The sequence below is a fragment of the Streptomyces sp. NPDC002577 genome (genome assembly GCF_053594815.1).
The window spans coordinates 24679-45783 of the sequence record NZ_JBSFWK010000044.1; the positions used below are offsets into that span (position 1 = coordinate 24679).

General features: G+C 71.8%; 19 protein-coding genes. 6 read left to right on the top strand and 13 right to left on the bottom strand.

Annotated features, from left to right (window positions below; translation table 11 throughout):
• The first annotated feature begins 4 nt into the window (after positions 1-4).
• The 6 genes from ACWD4J_RS35490 to ACWD4J_RS35515 all read left to right on the top strand — a co-directional run bounded on the left by ACWD4J_RS35490 (position 5) and on the right by ACWD4J_RS35515 (position 6002).
• Positions 5-1243 carry a CaiB/BaiF CoA transferase family protein gene (locus tag ACWD4J_RS35490; protein ID WP_451399623.1) on the top strand — a complete coding sequence of 413 codons (1239 nt, stop codon included), beginning with the start codon at positions 5-7 and terminating at the stop codon, positions 1241-1243.
• A complete protein-coding gene (locus ACWD4J_RS35495) occupies positions 1240-2061 on the top strand; it encodes an enoyl-CoA hydratase/isomerase family protein (protein WP_451399624.1) in 822 nt (273 codons plus the stop codon). Before ACWD4J_RS35490 ends, ACWD4J_RS35495 begins: the two co-directional genes overlap by 4 nt.
• A complete protein-coding gene (locus tag ACWD4J_RS35500) occupies positions 2054-3199 on the top strand; it encodes a thiolase family protein (RefSeq protein WP_451399625.1) in 1146 nt (381 codons plus the stop codon). Before ACWD4J_RS35495 ends, ACWD4J_RS35500 begins: the two co-directional genes overlap by 8 nt.
• A 27-nt stretch (positions 3200-3226) precedes the next feature.
• On the top strand, positions 3227-4375 hold the full coding sequence (locus ACWD4J_RS35505; RefSeq protein ID WP_451399626.1) for an acyl-CoA dehydrogenase family protein: 1149 nt from the start codon (positions 3227-3229) through the stop codon (positions 4373-4375).
• Between the two features lie 26 nt (positions 4376-4401).
• Complete coding sequence (locus ACWD4J_RS35510; RefSeq protein WP_451399627.1) at positions 4402-5172, top strand: SDR family NAD(P)-dependent oxidoreductase; 771 nt, start codon at positions 4402-4404, stop codon at positions 5170-5172.
• A 68-nt stretch (positions 5173-5240) separates the two neighbouring features.
• Positions 5241-6002, top strand: coding sequence for an SDR family NAD(P)-dependent oxidoreductase (locus tag ACWD4J_RS35515; RefSeq protein ID WP_451399628.1), 762 nt, complete (start codon positions 5241-5243; stop codon positions 6000-6002).
• Between the two features lie 31 nt (positions 6003-6033).
• Here ACWD4J_RS35515 and ACWD4J_RS35520 read toward each other — a convergent pair whose 3' ends face one another.
• From ACWD4J_RS35520 to ACWD4J_RS35580, 13 genes are all read right to left on the bottom strand, one after another.
• The gene (locus ACWD4J_RS35520; protein WP_451399629.1) at positions 6034-7122 is read right to left on the bottom strand and encodes a CaiB/BaiF CoA transferase family protein; all 1089 of its coding nucleotides are present in this window, start codon (positions 7120-7122) and stop codon (positions 6034-6036) included.
• On the bottom strand, positions 7119-8075 hold the full coding sequence (locus ACWD4J_RS35525; protein ID WP_451399630.1) for a TIGR03564 family F420-dependent LLM class oxidoreductase: 957 nt from the start codon (positions 8073-8075) through the stop codon (positions 7119-7121). The genes ACWD4J_RS35520 and ACWD4J_RS35525 overlap by 4 nt, the downstream gene beginning before the upstream one ends.
• An 8-nt stretch (positions 8076-8083) precedes the next feature.
• The gene (locus tag ACWD4J_RS35530; RefSeq protein ID WP_451399631.1) at positions 8084-8518 is read right to left on the bottom strand and encodes a cobalamin B12-binding domain-containing protein; all 435 of its coding nucleotides are present in this window, start codon (positions 8516-8518) and stop codon (positions 8084-8086) included.
• On the bottom strand, positions 8518-10110 hold the full coding sequence (locus tag ACWD4J_RS35535) for a methylmalonyl-CoA mutase family protein (protein WP_451399632.1): 1593 nt from the start codon (positions 10108-10110) through the stop codon (positions 8518-8520). The genes ACWD4J_RS35530 and ACWD4J_RS35535 overlap by 1 nt, the downstream gene beginning before the upstream one ends.
• Positions 10111-10142: 32 nt before the next feature.
• Positions 10143-11576 carry a FadD3 family acyl-CoA ligase gene (locus tag ACWD4J_RS35540; protein ID WP_451399633.1) on the bottom strand — a complete coding sequence of 478 codons (1434 nt, stop codon included), beginning with the start codon at positions 11574-11576 and terminating at the stop codon, positions 10143-10145.
• Between the two features lie 35 nt (positions 11577-11611).
• Positions 11612-13177 (bottom strand): AMP-binding protein, encoded by a 1566-nt coding sequence (locus ACWD4J_RS35545; RefSeq protein WP_451399634.1) that lies wholly within the window; start codon positions 13175-13177, stop codon positions 11612-11614.
• A 161-nt stretch (positions 13178-13338) separates the two neighbouring features.
• Complete coding sequence (locus ACWD4J_RS35550; protein ID WP_451399635.1) at positions 13339-14547, bottom strand: CaiB/BaiF CoA transferase family protein; 1209 nt, start codon at positions 14545-14547, stop codon at positions 13339-13341.
• Positions 14544-16007: an aldehyde dehydrogenase family protein gene (locus ACWD4J_RS35555; protein WP_451399636.1), complete on the bottom strand. Its 1464-nt coding sequence runs from the start codon at positions 16005-16007 to the stop codon at positions 14544-14546. Before ACWD4J_RS35555 ends, ACWD4J_RS35550 begins: the two co-directional genes overlap by 4 nt.
• A gap of 98 nt (positions 16008-16105) precedes the next feature.
• Positions 16106-16873: an SDR family NAD(P)-dependent oxidoreductase gene (locus ACWD4J_RS35560; RefSeq protein ID WP_451399637.1), complete on the bottom strand. Its 768-nt coding sequence runs from the start codon at positions 16871-16873 to the stop codon at positions 16106-16108.
• A 111-nt stretch (positions 16874-16984) separates the two neighbouring features.
• Positions 16985-17968, bottom strand: a complete 984-nt coding sequence (locus ACWD4J_RS35565) for an NADPH:quinone oxidoreductase family protein (RefSeq protein ID WP_451399638.1) — start codon at positions 17966-17968, stop codon at positions 16985-16987.
• A gap of 4 nt (positions 17969-17972) precedes the next feature.
• Entirely contained in the window at positions 17973-18773 is an 801-nt protein-coding gene (locus tag ACWD4J_RS35570; RefSeq protein ID WP_451399639.1) for an enoyl-CoA hydratase-related protein, read from the bottom strand.
• Entirely contained in the window at positions 18770-19795 is a 1026-nt protein-coding gene (locus ACWD4J_RS35575; RefSeq protein ID WP_451399640.1) for a phosphotransferase family protein, read from the bottom strand. Before ACWD4J_RS35575 ends, ACWD4J_RS35570 begins: the two co-directional genes overlap by 4 nt.
• Positions 19792-21093, bottom strand: coding sequence for an acyl-CoA dehydrogenase family protein (locus ACWD4J_RS35580; RefSeq protein WP_451399641.1), 1302 nt, complete (start codon positions 21091-21093; stop codon positions 19792-19794). Before ACWD4J_RS35580 ends, ACWD4J_RS35575 begins: the two co-directional genes overlap by 4 nt.
• Between the last annotated feature and the right edge of the window lie 12 nt (positions 21094-21105).

The window sequence follows — 21105 nt, forward strand, 5'->3', positions numbered from 1 at the left end:
GAACGTGACGAGCACGCAGGGCGGCGCTTCGCAGGAGTCCGTGGCCGGGCCGCTGTCGGGCATCACCGTGGTCTCACTGGAGCAGGCGGTCTCGGCCCCGATGTGCACGCGGACGCTGGGCGATCTGGGGGCGCGGGTCATCAAGGTCGAGAGCCCGAACGGCGGCGACTTCACGCGGTACTACGACGACGCGGTGCACGGCCTGGCCGCGCACTTCGTGTGGGTGAACCGGGGGAAGGAGTCGGTGACCCTGGACCTGAAGTCGACCGCGGGCACGGAGGTGCTCCACCGGCTGCTGGACCGCGCCGACGTGTTCGTCTCGAATCTCGCGCCCGGCGCGGCCGCCAAACTCGGCCTCTCCTTCGCAGACCTGACCATACGTCACCCCGATCTGATCTGTGTGGACATCGACGGCTACGGACCCGGCGGTCCCCTCTCCCACAAGCGGGCCTACGACCTGCTGGTGCAGGCCGAGTCCGGGGCGTGTGCGATCACCGGGCTGCCGGGCGCACCGGCCAAGCCGGGGCCGCCCGCGGCGGACGTCTGCACCGGCCTGTACGCGGCGCTGTCGGTCGTGGCACTGCTGCACGAGCGGGCGCGCGGCCGCCGCCGCTCCCCCGCCACGGCGTCGGTGAGCATGTTCGACACCATGGCCGAGCTGATGGGGTACCCGCTGACGTACACCCGGCACACCGGCGTCGACCAGCAGCCGGTCGGCATGGGGTCCCCGGCGGTCGCGCCGTACGGGGCGTACGGGACTGCCGACGGGTACACGGTGGTGCTGGGCACCACCAACGACCGCGAGTGGCAGCGTTTCGCCCGCGAGCTGCTGGAGCGCCCCGACCTGGCGGACGACGAGCGGCTGCGCACGACCGCGGACCGGGTCGCCCAACGAGGGCTGCTGGACCGGGAGATCGCGGCATGGTGCGCGGGGCGGACGCTGAAGGCCGTCCAGGCCGCGGCGGACGCCGCCGGCATCGGAAACGCCAAGCTCAACACCCCGAGCGAGGTGCTCGACCATCCGCAGCTGACCGCGCGCAACCGCTGGCGCGAGATCGCCACGCCGGGCGGGCCGACGCTGGCACTGCTGCCGCCGCCCGTGCTGTCCGGTTACGAGCCTCCGATGGGCGCGGTCCCGGAACTCGGCAGCCATACGGAAACCGTCCTGGCCGAACTCGGCTTGGAGGAAGGCGAGATCGCCGCCCTGCGCGCCGCCGGAACGCTCGGAAAGGAGCCACGGTGAGCGAGGCGGTGCTGCTGACCCACGACAGCGACGGCGTGCGCACCCTCACCCTGAACCGGCCGCACCGCCGCAACGCGATCGACGACGCACTGTGGCGGGCGCTGCGCGACGCCCTGACCGCGGCGGGGAACGACCGCGACGTACGGGTCCTGGTGGTGACGGGCGCGGCCGGGGCGTTCTGCTCCGGCGCCGACATCTCGGGCGGGTTGCGCAGCGAGCACCCCACGTACCGGATGCGGACGCTCAGCGAGGTCGCCCTGCTGCTGCACGAGCTGCCGATCCCGACGGTCGCGAAGGTGACCGGCGTGGCGGTGGGCGCGGGCTGGAACCTTGCGCTGGGTTGCGACCTGGTGGTGGCCACGCCGTCCGCGCGGTTCTCGCAGATCTTCGCGCGGCGCGGGCTCTCCCTCGATCTGGGCGGCTCCTGGCTGCTGCCCAAGCTGGTGGGGCTGCAGCAGGCCAAGCGTCTCGCGCTGCTCGCCGAGACGCTCGACGCCGAACAGGCCCGCGCCCTGAACCTGGTGACCTGGGTCGTGCCGGACGAGGAGGTGGACGCCTTCACGGACGGCGTGTGCGCACGCCTCGCGAGCGGGGCTCCGGTGGCCCTGGCGCAGAACAAGGCCCTGCTCAACGAGGGCGCCGACCGGACGCTACGGGACGCCCTCGCCGCCGAGGCGCGCGCCCAGGCCGTCAACTTCGCGACGTGTGACGTGGCGGAGGCGTACGCCGCGTACGCGGACCGGCGCGAGCCGAAATTCACGGGAGCCTGGGCGGTACCCGCCGGCGACCGTCCCCGACGAGGAGGCAGCGATGCGTGAGGCGGTTGTGGTGGAGGCGCTCCGCACCCCGGTGGGGAAGCGGAACGGCGGGCTGGCAGGGGTGCACCCCGCGGACCTTTCGGCGCTGGTGCTGAACGCGCTGGTGGCGCGGACCGGCATCGACCCGGCCGTCGTCGACGACGTGGTCTGGGGCTGCGTCTCGCAGGTCGGCGACCAGTCCAGCAACATCGGGCGGTACGCGGTACTGGCCGCAGGCTGGCCCGACAGCGTGCCGGGCACGACCGTCAACCGGGCGTGCGGCTCGAGCCAGCAGGCCCTGGACTTCGCCGCCCAAGCCGTGCTGTCCGGGCAGTACGAGGTGGTGGTGGCGGGCGGGGTGGAGACGATGAGCCGGGTGCCGCTCGGTGCGGCGCGGCAGAGCGGGATGCCGTACGGGCCGCGTGTGCTGGCCCGCTACGACGGCTTCTCCTTCAACCAGGGGATCTCGGCTGAGAAGATCGCCCGCAAGTGGGGTTTCGACCGCACGCAGTTGGACGAGTTCGCGGCGCTCTCCCACGAGCGGGCCGCCGCCGCCCAGGACGCCGGAGCGTTCGAAGCCGAGATCGTCCCCGTCCCGGTCGACGGGGCGAAGGTGACGGCCGACGAAGGCGTGCGGCGCGGCACCAGCGCGGAAACCCTGGCCAAGCTGAAGCCGTCCTTCCAGGAGGACGGGGTGATCCACGCGGGCAACGCCTCGCAGATCTCCGACGGCGCCGCGGCGCTCCTGGTCACGACCCCTGAGAAGGCGCGCGAGCTGGGCCTCACGCCGCTGGTGCGCTACCGGGCGGGCGCGGTCGCCGGCGCCGACCCCGTGCTGATGCTCACGGGGCCGATCCCCGCGACCGAGAAGGTCCTGCACAAGGCAGGCGTCCCGCTCGCGGACGTCGGCGTGTTCGAGGTGAACGAGGCGTTCGCGCCGATCCCGCTGGCCTGGCTCGCGGAGACGGGCGCGGACCCGGCGCTGGTGAATCCGCTGGGCGGGGCGATCGCGCTCGGGCACCCGCTCGGCGCGTCCGGCGCGGTCCTCATGACACGGATGATCCACCACATGCGGGCGCACGGAATCCGCTACGGCCTGCAGACCATGTGCGAAGGCGGCGGCACGGCCAACGCCACGCTCGTCGAGCTGGCGTCCTGACGGAGTCACAGGCAGGGAGGGGCACGGGTGCAGCGAGACATCTTCACCGCCGACCACGAGGCGTTCCGGGGACTCGTAAGGGACTTCGTCATCCGCGAGGTGGTGCCGCACTACGAGGACTGGGAGAAAGCCGGGCGGCTACCGCGCGAGGTCTTCGAGCAGCTCGGCTCCCTCGGGGTGACGGGCCTGGCCATCCCGGAGGAGTACGGCGGATCGGGGCTCGACGACTACCGCTACAACGTCGTCCTGCAGGAGGAGGCGGCACGGTGCCTGGTCACCCTGGGCACCGTCCGCACCCAACTGGACGTCATCCTCCCCTACTTCCTCGCGTACGCGGACAAGGAGCAGCGCGAGCGCTGGTTCCCCGGCCTGGCCGCCGGCACGCTGCTGACCGCCATCGCCATGACCGAGCCCGGCACCGGCTCGGACCTCGCGGGCATCCGCACCACCGCGGTGCGCGACGGCGACCACTACGTGGTGAACGGGGCCAAGACGTTCATCACGGGCGGGCTGCTGGCCGACCTGGTGATCGTGGTGGCGCGGACGTCGCACGACCCGGACGACCGGCGGGCCGGGCTGACCCTGCTGGTCGTCGAGAACGGCATGCCCGGCTTCAGCCGCGGCCGCGTCCTCGACAAGATCGGCATCAAGGTGCAGGACACCGTCGAGCTCGCCTTCGACGACGTGCGGGTGCCGGAGGCGAACCGGCTGGGCGAGGAGGGCGAGGCCTTCTCCTACCTAGGCCACAACCTCCCGCAGGAGCGGATGACCGTAGCGGTGGGCTCGGTGGCACAGGCTCAGGCCGCCCTGGACACGACGATCGCTTACGTCAAGGACCGTACGGTGTTCGGCAAGCCGCTCGCCTCCTTCCAGAACACGAAGTTCGAGCTGGCGGCGGTCGCCGCGGAGGTGGAGGCGGCGCAGGCGATGCTCGACCGATCGGTCCGCGAACTGGTCGAGGGCAGGCTGTCGGGCTCCGACGCCGCCAAGGTGAAGCTGTTCTGCACGGAGATGCAGGCCCGGTCCGTGGACCGCTGCCTGCAGCTCTTCGGCGGCTACGGGTACATGCGGGAGTACCCGATCGCGCGGCTGTACGCGGATGCGCGCATCACCCGCATCTACGCGGGGACGAGCGAGGTCATGAAGGTCATCATCGCCAAGTCACTCGGACTGTAGGGAGTTTGCCGGTGGAGCAGGCACATGTGACCGGCGACTTCGCCGACCGCAAAGGTGTTGCACTGGTGGCGGGTGGTACCGGCGGCATCGGCGCGGCGATCGTACGCACCCTCGCACGTCGCGGCTGCGATGTGGTGTTCACCTACCGCACCAGCGAGGCGGCCGCGCGCGACCTGGTTACCGAGGCGGCAAGGGACGGGGCTCACGTCGGCTGTGTACGGGCCGACCTGAGTGAAGAGGTGGACGCGGCAGCGGCGATCCGCGAGGCAGGTGCACGGGGCGGTCTGCACACGCTGGTCTACGCGGCGGGCCCGCACGTGCCGATGGTGCATCTGAGCAAGGTGACGCCGGCCCAGTACCGCGCCCAGCTCGAGGCGGACGCCGTGGCGTTCTTCAACCTGGTGCACCCCGCGCTGCCCTTGCTGCGGGAGAGCCGGGGCAACATCGTCGCCGTCACGACCGTGGCCACCCGCCGGTTCCCGGTACGCGACGGGCTCTCATCGGGCGTGAAAGGCGCGGTCGAGGCGGTCGCCCGGGGGCTGGCCGCCGAGGAGGGCCGTTTCGGCGTCCGCGTGAACTGCGTCGCGCCAGGCATGCTGACCGACGGCATCGCGGGGCGCCTGATCGATTCCGGCGAACTCGACGAAGCGGCGCTGGCGGTCACCCGCCGCAACATCCCCATGCGCCGCTTCGGCCATGCCCAGGACATCGCCGAAGCGGTCGCGTTCCTCGCCTCGGACCGCGCCGGGTTCATCACCGGGCAGGCCCTCGGCGTCGATGGCGGCTACAGCGTGTGAGGTACCGCAATCCAGCCGCGATCCATGCGTCAAGGGGCGCTCGGAGCAGCGCCTACGGAGAGGAAGCCATGGAAGGTCTGAAGGACAAGGTCGTCCTGGTCGCCGGTGCCGCCACCGGGCTCGGTGCCGCCTCGGCGCTGCGGCTGGCGCAGGAGGGCGCGAAGGTCGTGGTCGGCGATCTCGACCTCGCCGGAGCCGAGCGGACCGCGGCGGCCGTCCACGACGCCGGCGGCCAGGCGGCCGCCGTGCAGTTCGACATCTCCGACGACACCTCGGTGGCGTCCCTGGTCTCGTCCGCGGTGCGGATCTTCGGCGGCCTCGACGCCGTGCACATCAACGCCGGCGACATGCGCGCGGTCTCCCAGGACACCGACGTCGTGGACATCGACCTCGCGATATGGGACCGCCTCATCGCCGTCAACCTGCGCGGCCACATGCTGGTCACCCGTCACGCCGTCCCCGCGCTCCTCGCCCGGGGAGGCGGCGCCGTCGTCTACACGTCCTCCATCGCGGCGTTCAGGGGCGAACCCCAGCGGCCCACCTACGCCGTGACCAAGGCCGGTATCAACGCGCTCGTCCGGCACGTCGCCTCCCGCTGGGGTACGGAGGGCATCCGTGCCAACGCCGTCGCTCCCGGCCTCATCCTGACCGACGAGATCCGGGACGGGCTGCCGGCCGACAGGCTGCAGGCCATGCTCGCCCGCACGCGCAGCACCCGCCACGGCCGGCCCGGGGACGTCGCCGGCACGGTGGCTTTTCTGCTCTCCGACGAAGGCAGCTGGGTCAACGGCCAGATCATGAACGTCGACGGGGGCACGGTTCTGCGCTGATCCGCCTTTGTCAGCGGTGCCTCTCTGCCCCTCAGCCGCCGCCGTGCTCCCCCAGGCGCGGCGGCGACCCGTACGACGGCTCGTGGCCCGCCACCCGGATCGGGCTGCCGACGAGGCGGAACTCGCCGGCCTCGATCACCGCGTCGGGGGCCGCGGCGAGCGCCTCGGGGAGGGTGCATACGGCCGCCGCCGGGATCCGGAGCGGGCGCAGGCGGGCCTCCCACCCCGTGGCGGTGTCGGCGGCGAGCGCCTTGGTGACGGCCGCGACCACCTCCTCGCGGCGCGCGGCCCGCTGCGCCATCGCCGCGAAGGCGGGTTCGTCGATGCCCGCCTCGGCGGCGAAGGCGCGCCAGAAGGCGTCGTGGGTGACGAACAGTGCCAAGTGCCCCTCACCGGTGGGGAAGAGCTGGGCCGGTGTGTAGAAGGAGTGCGCCCCGCCGGGCAGCCGCCGGGGTGGTGTGCCCTCGTTGAGCCAGGCGGCGGCACGGTAGTTGAGCTGGGAGAGCATCACGTCACGCAAGGACACCTCGACCTGGCCACCACGTCCGGAGTGGACATGGGCGAGCAGACCGAGGGCGGCGGTCAGGCCCGCGGAGTTGTCGGCGGACGAGTAGCCGGGGAGGAGGGGCGGGCCGTCGGGTTCTCCGGTCATGGCGGCGATGCCGGTGGCGGCCTGGACCACGTAGTCGAAGGCGGGCTCGTCGCCCGCGTCCATGCCCCAGCCGGTGAGCGCCACGCACACCAGGCGCTCGTTGTACGGCCGCAGTGCCTCGTAGGTGAGGCCGAAGCGGCGGATGGCGGACGGCTTGAGGTTCACGAGCAGCGCGTGCGATTCCCGGACGAGCGCGTGCAGGCGGTCCTGCCCGGCCGGGGTCGTCAGGTCGAGGCGGACCGAGCGCTTGCCGCGGTTGAGGCTGGCGAAGTAGGAGTCGGAGACCTGGCGGGACAGGTCGCCGCCGGGCGGCTCCACCTTGGTGACCTCGGCGCCGAGGTCGGCGAGGAGCATCGTGGCGTAGGGGCCCGCGAGGATGTGCCCGACCTCCAGGACACGGAGGCCGGCGAGCGGGCCCGCACCCGCAGTCGGCCGGACGCCCCGGCCCGCCTCCCCGGCGCCGGTCACCGGAACTCCGCAGCAATGCCCGCAACCACCTCGCGGGTGCGCAGCTTGGAGGCGACCAACGCGTCCCGGCCCTCGCCGATCGGCAGCAGCCGCACCGACAGGTCCGTCACGCCCGCGTCCGCGAACCGCTTGAAGCGGGCCGCGATCGCCGCCTCGTCTCCGGCCGCGCACAGGTCGCCCACGTCGCGGGCTTCGCCGTACTCCAGCAGCCGCTGGTAGTTGGGGGAGATCTCGGCCTCACCGAGGATGCGGTTGGCGCGCTCGCGGGCCTCATCGACCTGGGAGGGTGCGCACAGGCAGACCGGGATGCCCGCGACGATGCGCGGAGCCGGGCGCCCTGCGCTCTCGGCTGCCTTGGTGATGCGCGGGACGACGTGCTCGGCCACCGCCCGCTCGTCGGCCATCCACAGGATGGTGCCGTCCGACCGTTCACCGGCGATCTTCAGCATCACCGGGCCGAGCGCGGCCATGAGGACCGGCATCGGCGCCACGGGGGCGAGGCCCAGCGGGTTGTGCACGATGAAGGTCTCGTTCTCCACGTCCACCGAACCCGTGCCGGTCAGCGCAGAGTCGAGCACCTCGAGGTAGTCGCGGGTGTACGCGGCGGGCTTCTCGTACGGCAGGCCCAGCATGTCGCGGACGATCCAGTGGTGGGACGCCCCGACGCCGAGCGCCAGCCGCCCCCCGACCGCCGCGTGCACGGAGAGCGCCTGCCGTGCCAGGGCGATGGGGTGCTGGGCGTGCACGGGGACGACCGCCGTGCCGATCTCGATCCGCGACGTCGCCGTGCCCATGAGGGCGATGGCCGTGAGGGCGTCGAAGTCGGTGGGCACCTGCGGCACCCACACGGTGTCGAACCCGGCCTCCTCCGCCCACGTCGCGTCGTCGACCATGCGGGCCGCCTTGCGCGCGCTGTCGCCCCGCTCGGGGCCGCTCATCACTCCGATACGCATAAGAGTCCCTAGTCAGAAGCAGAGGCAGAAGGAGAAGCAGAGGCAGGGGCAGGGGCGGTGAGCTTGCGGATGTCGGCGACGATCTCGTCCAGCGGGGTGCCGGTCGGATACACGGCGGCCGCCCCGGCCGCCTGCAACCGCGGCACGTCGGCCGCCGGGATGGTGCCGCCCACGACGACGCCGATGTCGTCCGCGCCGGCCGCCCGGAGCGCCTCGACAGTGCGGCGCGTGAGTGCGAGGTGTGCGCCCGACAGGATGCTGAGGCCGACGAGGGCGACATCCTCCTGGACCGCGGTGGCCACGATGTCGTCGACGCGGCGGCGGATGCCGGTGAAGACCACCTCGAACCCGGCGTCGCGCAGCGCCCGTGCGACGATCTTCGCTCCCCGGTCGTGGCCGTCGAGGCCCGGCTTGGCGACGAGTACACGTACACGGGCCGGCATCAGAACACCACCGGCTGCTGGAACTCGCCCCACACCGCGCGCAGCGCGTCGGACATCTCCCCCACCGTGCAGTAGGCGAGGGCGCAGTCGATCAGCGGCTCCATGAGGTTCGTGGAGCCTTCCGCGGCGCGCTTCAGGTCCGCGAGGCGGGCGCGTGCGTCGGCCGTGCTGCGTTCCGCCTTGACCCGGGCCAGACGCTTGAGCTGCCGCTCCCGGCCCTCGCCGTCCAGTTCGTACGTGGCGAGGTCCGGTGGCGGGTCGTCGGAGGTGAAGCGGTTGACGCCGATGACGGGCCGGGCGCCTGACTCGGTGTCCCAGTGGGTCCGGTAGGCCTCGTCGGCGATGAGGCCCTGCAGGTATCCGTCCTCGATGGCACGGACCATGCCGCCGTGCCGCTCCAGGTCGTCCATGATCTGCACGATGCGCTCCTCGGTCGCGTCGGTGAGCGCCTCCACGAAGTAGGAGCCGCCGAGCGGGTCGGCGACGCGGGTGACACCGGTTTCGTACGCGAGTATCTGCTGGGTGCGCAGCGCCAGCGTCGCCGACTCCTCGCTGGGCAGCGCGAACGGCTCGTCCCAGGCTGCGGTGAACATCGACTGCACACCGCCGAGGACGGAGGCCAGCGCCTCGTACGCCACACGCACGGTGTTGTTGCGGGCCTGCGGCGCGTACAGGGACGCTCCGCCGGCCACGCAGCCGAAGCGGAACATGCACGCCTTGTCGGTCTTCGCCTTGAACCGCTCCTTGACGAGCGTCGCCCAGCGCCTGCGTCCCGCCCGGTACTTGGCGACCTCCTCGAAGAAATCCCCGTGCGTGTAGAAGAAGAAGGAGATCTGCGGGGCGAACTGGTCGATGGTCATCCGCCCGCGCTCGAGCACGGTCTCGCAGTACGTGACGCCGTCGGCGAGGGTGAAGGCCATCTCCTGGACGGCGTTGGCGCCGGCGTCGCGGAAGTGGGCGCCGGCCACCGAGATCGCGTTGAAGCGGGGCACCTGGTCGGCGCAGAACTCGATGGTGTCGGCGATCAGCCGCAGCGAGGGCTCGGGCGGCCAGATCCAGGTGCCGCGCGAGGCGTACTCCTTGAGGATGTCGTTCTGGATGGTGCCGGTGAGCTTGGCGCGGGGGATGCCGCGGCGCTCGGCGGCGGCCACGTAGAGCGCGAGCAGGACGGCCGCCGTGCCGTTGATGGTGAAGCTGGTGCTGATCTTGTCGAGCGGAATCGAGTCGAAGAGGATCTCGGCGTCGGCGAGCGTGTCGACGGCGACGCCGACCCGGCCCACCTCCTCGCCGACCTCGGGGTCGTCGGAGTCGTAGCCGCACTGGGTGGGCAGGTCCAGGGCCACGGACAGGCCGGTGCCGCCCTGGTCGAGCAGGTAGCGGTAGCGGCGGTTGGACTCCTCGGCGGTGCCGAACCCGGAGTACTGACGCAGGGTCCACAGCCGGCCCCGGTAGCCGGAGGGGTAGTTGCCGCGGGTGAAGGGGAAGCTGCCGGGGTCCGGTGGCTCGGCGGGCCGGTCGGCCGCGGTGTACACCGGCTTCACCGGGATGCCGGAGGAGGTGCGGACCTCGGAGTCGTCGGAGTCGTCGCTCATGGCGTTGCGGTTCCTTGGGGGTAGGGGCGCGGTCAGCGCAGCTGCTCCTTCAGCACCTTTCCGGTGGCGGTCAGCGGCAGCTCCGTGCGGAACTCCACGTACCGGGGGACCTTGAACCCGGCCATCCGCTTGCGGCTCCAGGCGGTGAGCTCCTCGGCGGTGACCTCGCCGCGCGGCACCACGAAGGCCTTGCCGACCTGGCCCATCCGTTCGTCGGGTACGCCGACGACGGCGACCTGGGCGACGGCGGGGTGCTCGAGCAGGAAGCCCTCGATCTCGGCCGGGTAGGCGTTGAAGCCGCCGACGATGAACATGTCCTTCTTGCGGCCGACGATCCGCAGTCTGCCCTCGTCGTCCAGCTCCCCGAGGTCGCCGGTGTGCAGCCAGCCGTCCGCGTCGACGGCCTCGGCGGTGGCTTCGGGGTCGTCGAGGTAGCCGCGCATCACGCCGTACCCACGCACGAGCACCTCGCCGTCGTCGGCGACGCGGACCTCGAATCCCTCACATGCGGTGCCCACCGTCGTCGCGATCGCCTCGAAGGGGTCCCCCGGCCGGGACGCGGTGACGGTGCCCGCCTCGGTCAGTCCGTACCCGGTCATCAGGGTCTGGAAGGGCAGCTCGGTGACGACGCGGCGAACCAGCTCCACGGGGATGTCGGCGGAGCCGGTGACGGCGACGCGCAACGAGGACAGGTCCCGTCCGCCGCCGGCTTCGAGCAGCGAGTGGTAGAGGGTGGGCGGTCCTGGCAGCACCGTCACCCGCTCCTTCTCCACCAGGTCGAGGACCCGGTCCACGTCGAAGACGGCGACGGGCAGGATGGTCGCGCCGCGGATCAGCGATGCGACGCAGCCGGCCTTGTAGCCGAAGATGTGGAAGAACGGGTTGACGATCAGGTAGCGGTCGCCCTGGCGCAGCCCGGCCAGGTCGCACCACTCGGCGTATGCACGAAGGGTCTGGTCGTGCGTCATCATGACGCCCTTGGGGCGGCCGGTGGTCCCGGATGTGAAGACGATGTCGGACAGGTCGTCACCGTCGACCTCGCGCTGCAGGGGTGCGCCCGAGGCGAGGAAGCCCGACTTGATGTCGATCACGGGGACGCCGGGCGGACCGGTGAACTCGCGGTCCAGGAAGCCGTTCTGGACGAGCAGCGCCTTGGCTCCGCTGCGTCGCACGATGTCGTGCGCCTCCTCGTCCTGGAACCGGGTGTTGACCGGTACGAGCACCCCGCCCGCGGTGAGCAGGCCGAACGCGGCGACGATCCACTCGGCCGAGTTGGGGGCCCACACGGCGACCCGGTCGCCCTTCTCCACGCCCGCCGACGCGAAGGCCCCCGCGGCCCGGCGCACCCGGTCGGCGAGCTCGGTGAAGGTGAGGCGGAGCGAGCCGTCCACCACGGCTTCGGCGTCGCCGAAGCGGTCGGCCGCGCTCAGCACCAGCTCGGGGATACTCCGCCAGCGCGATGACATGAGATCCTCCCTAGTCGAATAGGAGAATCTTATTCTCACCATTGAGCTGTCGCAATATCCTTGCGGAGAAGGAACTTTTTGACCTTGCCGCTGGGCGTGCGCGGGAAGTCGTCGACGGCGTGCAGCTCTTCCGGCCACTTCTGCCGTGCGAGGCCCGCGCGCTGGAAGTGGGCGCGCATCTCCTCCATCGACGGAAGCCCGTGCCCGGCCCTCAACCGCACCACGGCGGCTGCGTGTTCACCCAGACGCGGATCCGGTGCGGCGACCACCGCGGCCTCCGCGACCGCCTCCATGGCGAGCAGCACCTCCTCGACCTCGACGGCGCTGATGTTCTCGCCACCGCGGATGATGACGTCGGCCTTGCGGTCGGTGATGGTGAGGTAGCCGTCCTCGTCGAGCACCCCGACGTCGCCGGTGCGGTACCAGCCCTCGTCGTCGAATGCCTTGGCGGTGAGCGCCGGGTCCGTATAGCCGAGGCACAGATCCGGGCCCCGGGTGAGGATCTCGCCGTCCTCCTCGAGCCGGATCTCCGCGCCCGGCAGCAGGTTTCCGTCCGTGTACAGCCGTTTGGCCGCGGGAGCGTCGTACGCCGAGCTGGTCACCGAGGGGTGCTCGGTGCTGCCGTAGGCGCGGAAGGCCGAGATGCCGAGGCTCTCCAGCCGGGTGGTCACGGCCGACGGGACCGCCGCCCCGCCGAGGCCCGCGTACTTCATGTGCGCCACGTGCCTCGGGGTGCAGTCCGGGTGGTCCAGCAGGCTCGTCATGTAGTACGGGGCGCCGCCGCCGACGACGAGTCCCTCGGTCTGCATCAGGGCGAGCGCCTGCGCCGGGTTCCAGGTGTCGCCGAGGTTGACGGGCGTACCGTCGAGTACCGGTATGAGGAAGGCGTTGATCATGCCGATGAAGTGGCCGACAGGCGCGACGGTGAACTGCCGCCCGCGGTCGGGCGGGTAGCTGCCGGCCAGCTGGCGGGTCTCGAACCCGAGGGTCTGGTGGCTGTGCACGACCCCCTTCGGATCGCGGGTGGTGCCCGAGGTGAAGGCGATCAGCGCGGGCGAGGCGGGGTCGACGGGGAGCAGACCGGCCAGCGGCTCGTCGGCGAGCAGGTCCTCGAAGCATTCGATGTGCGGCCGGCGCCGCGTGGCGCGTCCCACGACGCCCACCACGGGTACGTCCTCGCACAGCTCGGCCTGGAACTCCAGGCGCCCGAAGCGCTCGGCCCCGACGAAGACGCGGGGCCGGGTGGCCTGCACGATGTATCCGACTTCCTTGGGCCCGTAGAAGTGGACGATGGGCACGACGACCGCGCCGAGGAACGCGGAGGCCCAGAACACCGCGGCTGCCTCCACCCAGTTGGGCAGCTGCAGGGCCACGGTGTCCCCGGGACCGACGCCGCGCTCGCGCAGGCCCGCGGCGAGCCTGCGCGCCATCACCTCCACGTCGGCGAAGGTCCCGGCCCAGGGCCGCACCTCCGAGTGCACCCGGAACTCCGTCTCGGGGGCCGCCCGCAGACCCCGCGCCAGCAGATCGCCGATCGTCTCCCGGGTCCACCAGCCTTCCGCCTCGTAGCGCTTGACCAGCTCGGACGGGATCGTACGCATGACAAAACCCCTCGCTGTCGGACGAGAACTTCGGCCCTTCGGGCCGACTCCCATGGCCGCCGGGCCAGGTTGCGGACCCATGACGGAGCCGGCGGTGCGGGTCCTGCGCGCAGGCAGCCCCACACCGCCGCTGTGGTCGTGAACAGATGTGTGCCGCGTCGTCAGGTGACCGCGCCGGCCGCCTTGAGGGCGAGGATGCGGTCCCAGTCGTATCCCAGCTCCAGCAGGACTTCTTCGGTCTGGGCGGCGAACTCGGGGGCCGGTGTCGGGTCCGGCGCCTCGGTCTCGAACTGCACGGGCCCGGTCGCGAGTTCGAGGGCGCCGACGCGCCGCAGATAGCCGTTGGCCAGCACCTGCGGGTCGTCGCCGACCTGGACGGAGTCCTGGACGGGGGCCCACGGCCCGGACAGGGTGGCGAGGCGCCGCGTCCACTCGGCGAGGGGGCGGCCGGCGAAGGCCTCCCGCAGCGCGGCCACGGCCTCCTCGCTGTGCTCGGCGATCGAGTCGGCGGTGGCGAACCGGGGGTCGTCGACCAGGTGGTCGAGCCCGACGTGCCGGCACACATCCGCCCAGAAGCGGGTGGGCTGCAGCATCACGAGCGAGATGTGCCGGCCGTCGGCCGTGCGGTACAGCATGCTGAGCGGGTTGGCGTAGGCACGCTGTTCGCCGGGCGGGGCCATCACGAACGGCTTCTTCTTCAGCCGCGCCAGCGCGATGCCGTGGCCCATCGCCCACACGCCGCTGCCGAGCAGGGAGACGTCCACGACGGACGGCTCGCCCGTACGCTCCCGTTTCAGCAGCGCGGCCGCGACACCGCCGGCCAGGTTGGTGCCGGAGATCGTGTCGCCGTACGCGGGCACCGGGGCGGAGAGGATGCCGTCGGTGCCCTCCGGGGTGATGCAGGCCGCGGTGGAGGCGCGGGCCCAGAAGGCGGTCATGTCGTATCCGCCCTTCTCGGCCTCCGGTCCGCGCGGCCCGAGGGCGCTGCCCCGCGCGTACACGATCTTCGGGTTCACGGCCCGGATGTGCTCGACGTCGATCCGGAACCGGCGCCGGGCGGACGGCAGGAAGCTGGTGAGGAAGACGTCGGCGTCCCTGACCAGTTCGTGCAGCACCTCCAGGCCCTCCGGCTTGGAGATGTCGAGGCCGATGCTGCGTTTGCCGCGGTTGGCGTGCGCGATGTTCGGGTTGGGTTCGCCGTCCTCGATGACGAAGGTGCCGGTGCGGCGCAGCCCGCGCTGCGGGTCGCCGGTGACGGCATGTTCGATCTTGATGACGTCGGCACCCCACTCGGCCAGCACCGCACCCGCCGAGGGCACGAAACCGTACATGGCCGCCTCGACGACGCGGATCCCCTCCAGAGGCCTCACTGTGCCACCACCCCGAACGTCTTAGTCTCCAGGAACTCCTCCAGGCCGGCCGTGCCGTACTCCCGGCCGATGCCGGACTGCTTGTAGCCGCCGAACGGCGCGTCGGGTGCGAAGTAGCTGCCGCCGTTGATACTGAACGTGCCGCTGCGGATCCGCCGCGCCACGGCGATCGCCCGCTCCTGCGAGGCGCTGAACACGGCTCCCGACAGGCCGTACGCCGAGTTGTTGGCGATCCGCACGGCGTCGTCCTCGTCCTCGTACGGGATGAGGCTGAGGACCGGCCCGAAGACCTCCTCCTGCGCGATCTCGCTGTCCGGGTCGACGCCCGCGAGCAGCGTCGGCTTGTAGTAGAAGCCCGGGTCGACGCGCTCGCCGCCGCACACCAGCTTGGCGCCGTCGGCGACCGCGCGCTGCACCATGGCGTCCACCTTGTCGCGCTGCCGTTCGCTGATGAGCGGCCCCATGTACGTGTCCGGGTCGGCCGGGTCGCCGTACGGGATGTGGGCGAGGGCGCCCGCGACCCGCTCGGCGGTCTCGTCGTGCCGTGCGCGGGGGACGAGGAGGCGCGTGGTGATGGCGCAGCCCTGCCCGGCGTGGCTGCACGTCATGAACCCGGCGAGCATGGAGGCGGCCGCGAAGTCGGCGTCGTCGAGGAGGACCATGGCGGACTTCCCGCCGAGTTCCAGGAACACCTTCTTCACGGTCTGCGCGGCGGCGGCCATGATGCGGCGGCCGGTGGCGGTGGAGCCGGTGAAGGTGACCATGTCGACGTCCGGGTGGCTGGTCATCACCTCGCCGGCCGCCGCGCCGGACGACGACAGGATGTTGACGACGCCGGGCGGGATGTCGGTGTGCTCCGCGATGAGTTCGCCGAGGGCGAGGGTGATCAGCGGTGTGTCCGGGGCGCCCTTGAGGACGACGGTGCAGCCGGCGGCGAGGGCGGGGGCGATCTTCGCCAGGGCGATCTGGTTCGGGTAGTTGTACGGGATGATCGCGGAGACGACGCCGGCGGGCTCCTTCTCGATCCAGCGGCGGTGGCGCGCGCCCCGGGATTCCACGATGCCGAGGTCCTGGGTGAGCGGGAAATCCGGCAGCAGGTCCGCGTACCAGCGAACGGTGGCGATGGGCTCCTCCAACTGCGCGCCGAGGGTGAGCCGGTGGGGCGCGCCGACCTCGGCGATGGTGAGCTCCCGCAGCTCCTCCTTGTGGTCGACGAGGGCCTGGTGGAGCTGGTCGAGGCATCGGGCCCTCAGGTCCCGGTCGGTGGCCCATGCCGTGGTGTCGAAGGCGCGGCGGGCGGCGGCGACTGCCGCCTCTGCCTCGGCGGGGCCCGCGTCCGGGGCGTGCCCGACGATGTCGCCGGTGGCCGGGTTGACGGAGGCGAACGTCGTCGGGGTCCCTACCAGTCGGCCGTCTATCAGCAGCCGCCTGTCCGGTGTGGCCTGGTTCTGATCGGTCACGGGCATTCCGCTCCTGCGTCGTTGCCGGAAATCGGATTCTTTGCGGTCGGACTCTTTACGGTCGAATTCTTTGCGGTACGTGAACGGCCCTCGCGGGGTCAGACCTTGCGGGTGATGCCGCCGTCCACGCGGATGATCGCGCCGGTGGTGAAGCTGGAGGCGTCCGAGGCGAGATGCACCGCCAGCGGGGCGACCTCCTCGGGGCGGCCCATGCGGCCCAGCGGCACGAACGGGGCGTCGTCCGGGTCCTCAGGGGCCCAGCCGCGGGAGATGTCGGTGAGGAACGGGCCGGGCAGGATCGCGTTGACGCGCACCTTCGGCGCGTACGCCTCCGCGAGCCCCACGGTCAGCGCGTTGAGCCCCGCCTTGGCGCACGCATACGGCAGTTCATGGACGCTCGCCACGAGCGAGCCCGCGGTGCCGACGTTGATGACGGAGCCGCCGCCGTTCTCCACCATGTGGGTGGCGGCCAGCACAGCGAGCCGGAAGGGCCCCTTCAGGTTCACACCGAAGGTCTTGTCGTAGAGCTCCTCGGTGATCGTGTCGAGGCTCTTGTACGGCGGTGACATTCCGGCGTTGTTGACGAACACGTCGAGCCGCCCGAACGCATCGAGGGTCTCCGCGATCAGCCGGTCGCAGTCGTCCCAGTGGCCCACGTGGCAGGGGACGGCGAGTGCGCGCCGGCCCGTGGCCTGGTGGATCTCGGCGGCCGCCGTCTCGCACGACTCCCGCTTGCGCGAGGCGATCACGACATCGGCACCGGCCTCGGCGAGGGCCTGGGCGATGGCCCGCCCGATCCCCCGGGAACCACCGGTCACCACGGCGGTCCGCCCGGTCAGGTCATGCAGTGCGGCGAAGGTGTCCACGGCCCGATGCTCCCACCTGGAAAGTCGTGTTTACAAGATTGAGAACTCGATTTTCTCTATGTGTCAGTGGCGCTTCGGCGGGGCGCCGCACACCGGGCGGCGCCCCCTCTCTCAGCCGGACCCGGCCACGTCCACGACGATCTTCCCGACGGCCCGCCCGTCCGCCACGGCTCGCAGCGCGGCCGCTGCCTCGGCGAGCGGGTACACCGCGCCGATGTGCGGACGGACGGTGCCCTCGGCGAACGACTCCCTGAGGCGCGCCTCACTGGCCTGGAACCGCTCCGGCAGATGGGTGGCCACGTCGCGCAGCTGGAAGCCCGTCACCTGCGCGCCCTTCAGCAGGACGAGGTTGAGCGGCAGCCGCGGGATCCCTGCCGTAAAGCCGATGCTGACGAACCGTCCGCCCCAGCGCACCGACCGCAGCGCCGGTTCGGCGAGGCCGCCGCCGACCGGGTCGAGGACCACGTCGGCCCCCGCGGGCAGCGCCTGCTTCAGCGCCGTCCGCAGGCCGCCGCACGACCGGTGGTCGATCAGCACGCTCGCGCCGTTCGCCTTCGCGGCCTCCAGCTTCGCCGCCGACGACGCCACCGCCGTCACCCGCGCCCCGGCCAGCGCGCCCAGCTGCACCGCGGCCAGGCCCACGCCGCCGCCCGCGCCGAGGACCACCAGTTCCTGCCCCGGCCGGAGCTCCGCCACCGTGTGCAGGGCGTGGTACGCCGTCCGGTGCGCCACGCCGAACGCGGCGGCCGCCGAGAACTCCACGGTGTCCGGGACCGGCGTCACCGCGTGCGCGCCGACCACCGCCTGCTCGGCGAACGCGCCGACCAACCCGGTGCCGGCGACCCGGTCGCCGACACGGATCCCGGGCACGTCACCGACGACCTCTTCGACGACGCCGGCGAACTCGCTGCCCGGCACGAACGGCGGCTCCGCCCGCACCTGGTACTCGCCGGCCACCAGCAGGACGTCGGAGAAATTGGCCGCCGCCGCGTGCACCCGCACCCGTACCTGCCCGGCGGTGGGCACCGGCGCGGACACGTCGGCGAGGCGCACCACCTCGGGCGGCCCGAACTCCCGGCACAGCGCGGCCCTCACCAGGTCACCTCCCCCGCCATACGGGCGCGCGCTTCTCCATGAACGCGACGGCGCCCTCCTTGGCGTCCTCGCTGGTGAAGACGCGCTGCTGCCATTCCTTGCCGCGGACGGCGGCCTGGTCCGGGTCGGTCAGCGTCAGCCGCAGCAGTTCCTTGGCGGCGAGCAGCCCCAGTGGCGCGTTGGCGGCGATCCGGCCTGCCAGTTCCAGCGCCGCCGGAAGCACCTGGTCGGGTGGGACGACGGAGTTGACGAGGCCGATCTCCCGCGCCCGGGCCGCGTCCACCGGATCGCCTGTCAGCACCAGCTCCATCGCCGCCGCGAACGGGATCCGGGTGCCGATCGCCAGACCGCCGCCGGCCGGGAACAGGCCCCGCTTCACCTCCGGGAACCCGAACTTCGCCGCCGCGGACGCCACGATGACGTCACAGGCCAGCAACAGCTCCATGCCGCCGCCCAGCGCGGTGCCGTTCGCCGCGCCGACCACCGGCACCCGGCCGCCGCCCTCCAGCAGCCGCTGGTAGGCCTGGCGCGGCTCGTCGGCGCCCAGGTTCATCTCGGCACCGTCGGCGAATGCCCGCAGGTCCATGCCCGGGCAGAAGATGCGGTCGCCGCCTGCGGTGAGGACCAGGACCCGTATCTCCGGGTCCGACTCGGCGTCCAGGAGCGCCTGGCCTATCGCGGCCATCAGCTCCGCGGTGAGCGCGTTGCGCGCCGCGGGCCGGTTCAGGCGGGCCACCAGGACGTTCCCGGCCCGCTCCCGTACGAGAACCTGTTCCTCGGTCGTCTCCGGTGCTGCGTCGCTCATCCTCGGTACTCCGTCGTCTCGGCGAGTTCCGCGGCGTCCTGCATCAGCCGCAGGATGAGCGGCCCGTACGCCTGGAGCTTCGGGTCGTCGCCGGCGCGCTGGAAGCCCTGCTCGAGGACGATCGCCAGCTTCCACTTGGCGAGGACGAAGTAGTAGTCGGCGTCGTCGACCTGACGGCCCGACGTCTGCGCGTACAGCGTGAGGAGTTCGTCGCGGGACGGCATGCCGGTGAGGTCGACATAGCCGGCCGTCGCGGCCTCGGGTGTGGAGGTGTCCTCGGGCCAGCTGTGCAGCATCCACCCGAGGTCGAGCTTCGGGTCGCCGACGGTGCCCATCTCCCAGTCGACGATCGCGGCGAGCCTGGCGGGGCCGCCGTGGCGGAACATGACGTTGGCGAACTGGTAGTCGCCGTGCATCAGCCCTGGCACGTAGTCGAGCGGCTTGTGGGCGCGCAGCCAGGCCGACGCCTCCTCCAGGCCTGGTATCTCACGGCCCTTGATGCGGTCGAGGAACGCGGTCCAGCGGTCGACCTGCCGCTCGTGGAAGCCGTCGGGCCGGCCGAGGTCGTGCAGGCCCCTGGCCCGCCAGTCGACTTTCGACAGCAGTGCGATGCCCTCGGTCAGCTGCCGGGCGAGGCCGGCGCGGGCCTCGGGGTCGGAGCCGAAGGGCTCGGGCCACTTCTTGTCCTTCAGGTTCATCGGCGACCAGCCGTCGACGAAGCCCATCAGATAGAAGGTGCGGCCGAGGACCGACGGGTCGGTGCACACCGCGACCGCCGGGGTGTGCGGCACGTCCGTGCCGTCCAGCGCCTCGATGATCCGCCACTCGCGGTGGATGCCCTTGTCGCGGTCGGCGGGCGCGGTGGGCGGCGGGATCCGCAGGGCGCAGTGCAGGTCGCCGCGGCGGATCTCGTAGATCTCGTTCTGAGTGCCGCCGGAGAGGTAGCGGTGCTGGGCGGGCTCGCCCTTGCCGGGCAGGTTCTGCCCGTCCAGCCAGGACGCGAGCCGCTCGATGTCGATCACAGGTTTCCCACTTCCCGTTCGAGGTGTGCGGCGTACTTGGCGCGGGCGGCCTCCGTGCGGGACGGGATATGGCCGGTGGGCCACAGGCCGTCGGTGGCCCGGTGGCCGCGCAGGACCTGGCGGGCGACGGTGACCTTGTGGACCTCGGTGGGCCCGTCGGCCATGCCCATCACGCCGGCGCCGAGGATCATCCGCTGGAACGGCATCTCGTTGCTCATGCCGAGCGCGCCGTGGACCTGCGCCGCGCGCTGTGCGATGTCGTGCAGCACCTGCGGCATGACGATCTTGACGGCGGCGATGTCCTTGCGGACCTTCCGGTAGTCGTTGTGCTTGTCGATGGACCACGCCACGTACAGCACGAAGAGCCGGAACTGGGTGAGCTGGGCGTAGGAGTCGGCGATGTAGCCCTGCACGAACTGCTTGTCGGCGAGGACCCCGTCGCGGGTGCGGCGGCTCAGTGCCCGCTCGCACAGCATGTCCAGGGCCTTCTGCGCCTGGCCGATGGTGCGCATGGCGTGGTGGACGCGGCCGCCGCCGAGCCGCGTCTGGGCGATGGCGAACGCCTGTCCGGGGCCGCCGAGGACGGCCTCCGGGCCGACCCGTACGTTGTCGTAGTGGATCAGGGCGTGTGCCCCGTCCCCGACCGGCTCGTCGCCGAGGCCGACGTTCCGCTCGATGCGGATGCCGGGCGTGCCGGCCGGGACGAGGAACATCGACATGCCCTCGTACGGCCCTGCGTCCGGGTCGGTCACGGCCATCACGATGAAGAACGAGGCGGTGCGGGCGTTGGAGGAGAAGAACTTCCAGCCGTTGATCACCCAGCCGTCCCCGTCGCGTTCCGCGCGGGTCTCGAACAGGGCCGGGTCGGCACCGGCCTGAGGCTCCGTCATCGAGTAACACGAGAAGATCTCCCCGTCGAGCAGGGGCCGCAGATAGCGCTGCTTCTGCTCGTCGGTGCCGTAGTGCGCGATGATCTCCGCGTTGCCGGTGTCGGGGGCCTGGCAGCCGAAAATGATCGGCGCCCATTCGGAGCGGCCCAGGATCTCGTTGATCAGGGCGAGTTTCAGCTGCCCGTAGCCCTCACCGCCGAGTTCCGGGCCGAGGTGGGCGGCCCACAGGCGGCGCCGGCGGACCTCGTCCTTGAGCGGGTCGATGATCTTGCGCTTTTCGGCGTCCGGTGGCGTGAACTGCAGCCCGTGCCACAGCAGGTCGAGCGGTTCCACCTCCTCCCGCACGAACGTGTCGGCCCAGTCCAGCTTCGCCTGGAACTCGGGCTCCGTTTCGAAGTCCCATGCCATGTGCGTCACTCC

What these genes read in the sequence shown, in the direction of transcription:
- ACWD4J_RS35545 (WP_451399634.1), bottom strand. Translation starts at nt 13,177, where the DNA reads ATGCGTACGATCCCGTCCGAGCTGGTCAAGCGCTACGAGGCGGAAGGC.
- ACWD4J_RS35525 (WP_451399630.1), bottom strand. Translation starts at nt 8,075, where the DNA reads ATGCGTATCGGAGTGATGAGCGGCCCCGAGCGGGGCGACAGCGCGCGC.
- ACWD4J_RS35500 (WP_451399625.1), top strand. Translation starts at nt 2,054, where the DNA reads ATGCGTGAGGCGGTTGTGGTGGAGGCGCTCCGCACCCCGGTGGGGAAG.
- ACWD4J_RS35580 (WP_451399641.1), bottom strand. Translation starts at nt 21,093, where the DNA reads ATGGCATGGGACTTCGAAACGGAGCCCGAGTTCCAGGCGAAGCTGGAC.
- ACWD4J_RS35570 (WP_451399639.1), bottom strand. Translation starts at nt 18,773, where the DNA reads ATGAGCGACGCAGCACCGGAGACGACCGAGGAACAGGTTCTCGTACGG.
- ACWD4J_RS35515 (WP_451399628.1), top strand. Translation starts at nt 5,241, where the DNA reads ATGGAAGGTCTGAAGGACAAGGTCGTCCTGGTCGCCGGTGCCGCCACC.
- ACWD4J_RS35540 (WP_451399633.1), bottom strand. Translation starts at nt 11,576, where the DNA reads ATGTCATCGCGCTGGCGGAGTATCCCCGAGCTGGTGCTGAGCGCGGCC.
- ACWD4J_RS35535 (WP_451399632.1), bottom strand. Translation starts at nt 10,110, where the DNA reads ATGAGCGACGACTCCGACGACTCCGAGGTCCGCACCTCCTCCGGCATC.
- ACWD4J_RS35530 (WP_451399631.1), bottom strand. Translation starts at nt 8,518, where the DNA reads ATGCCGGCCCGTGTACGTGTACTCGTCGCCAAGCCGGGCCTCGACGGC.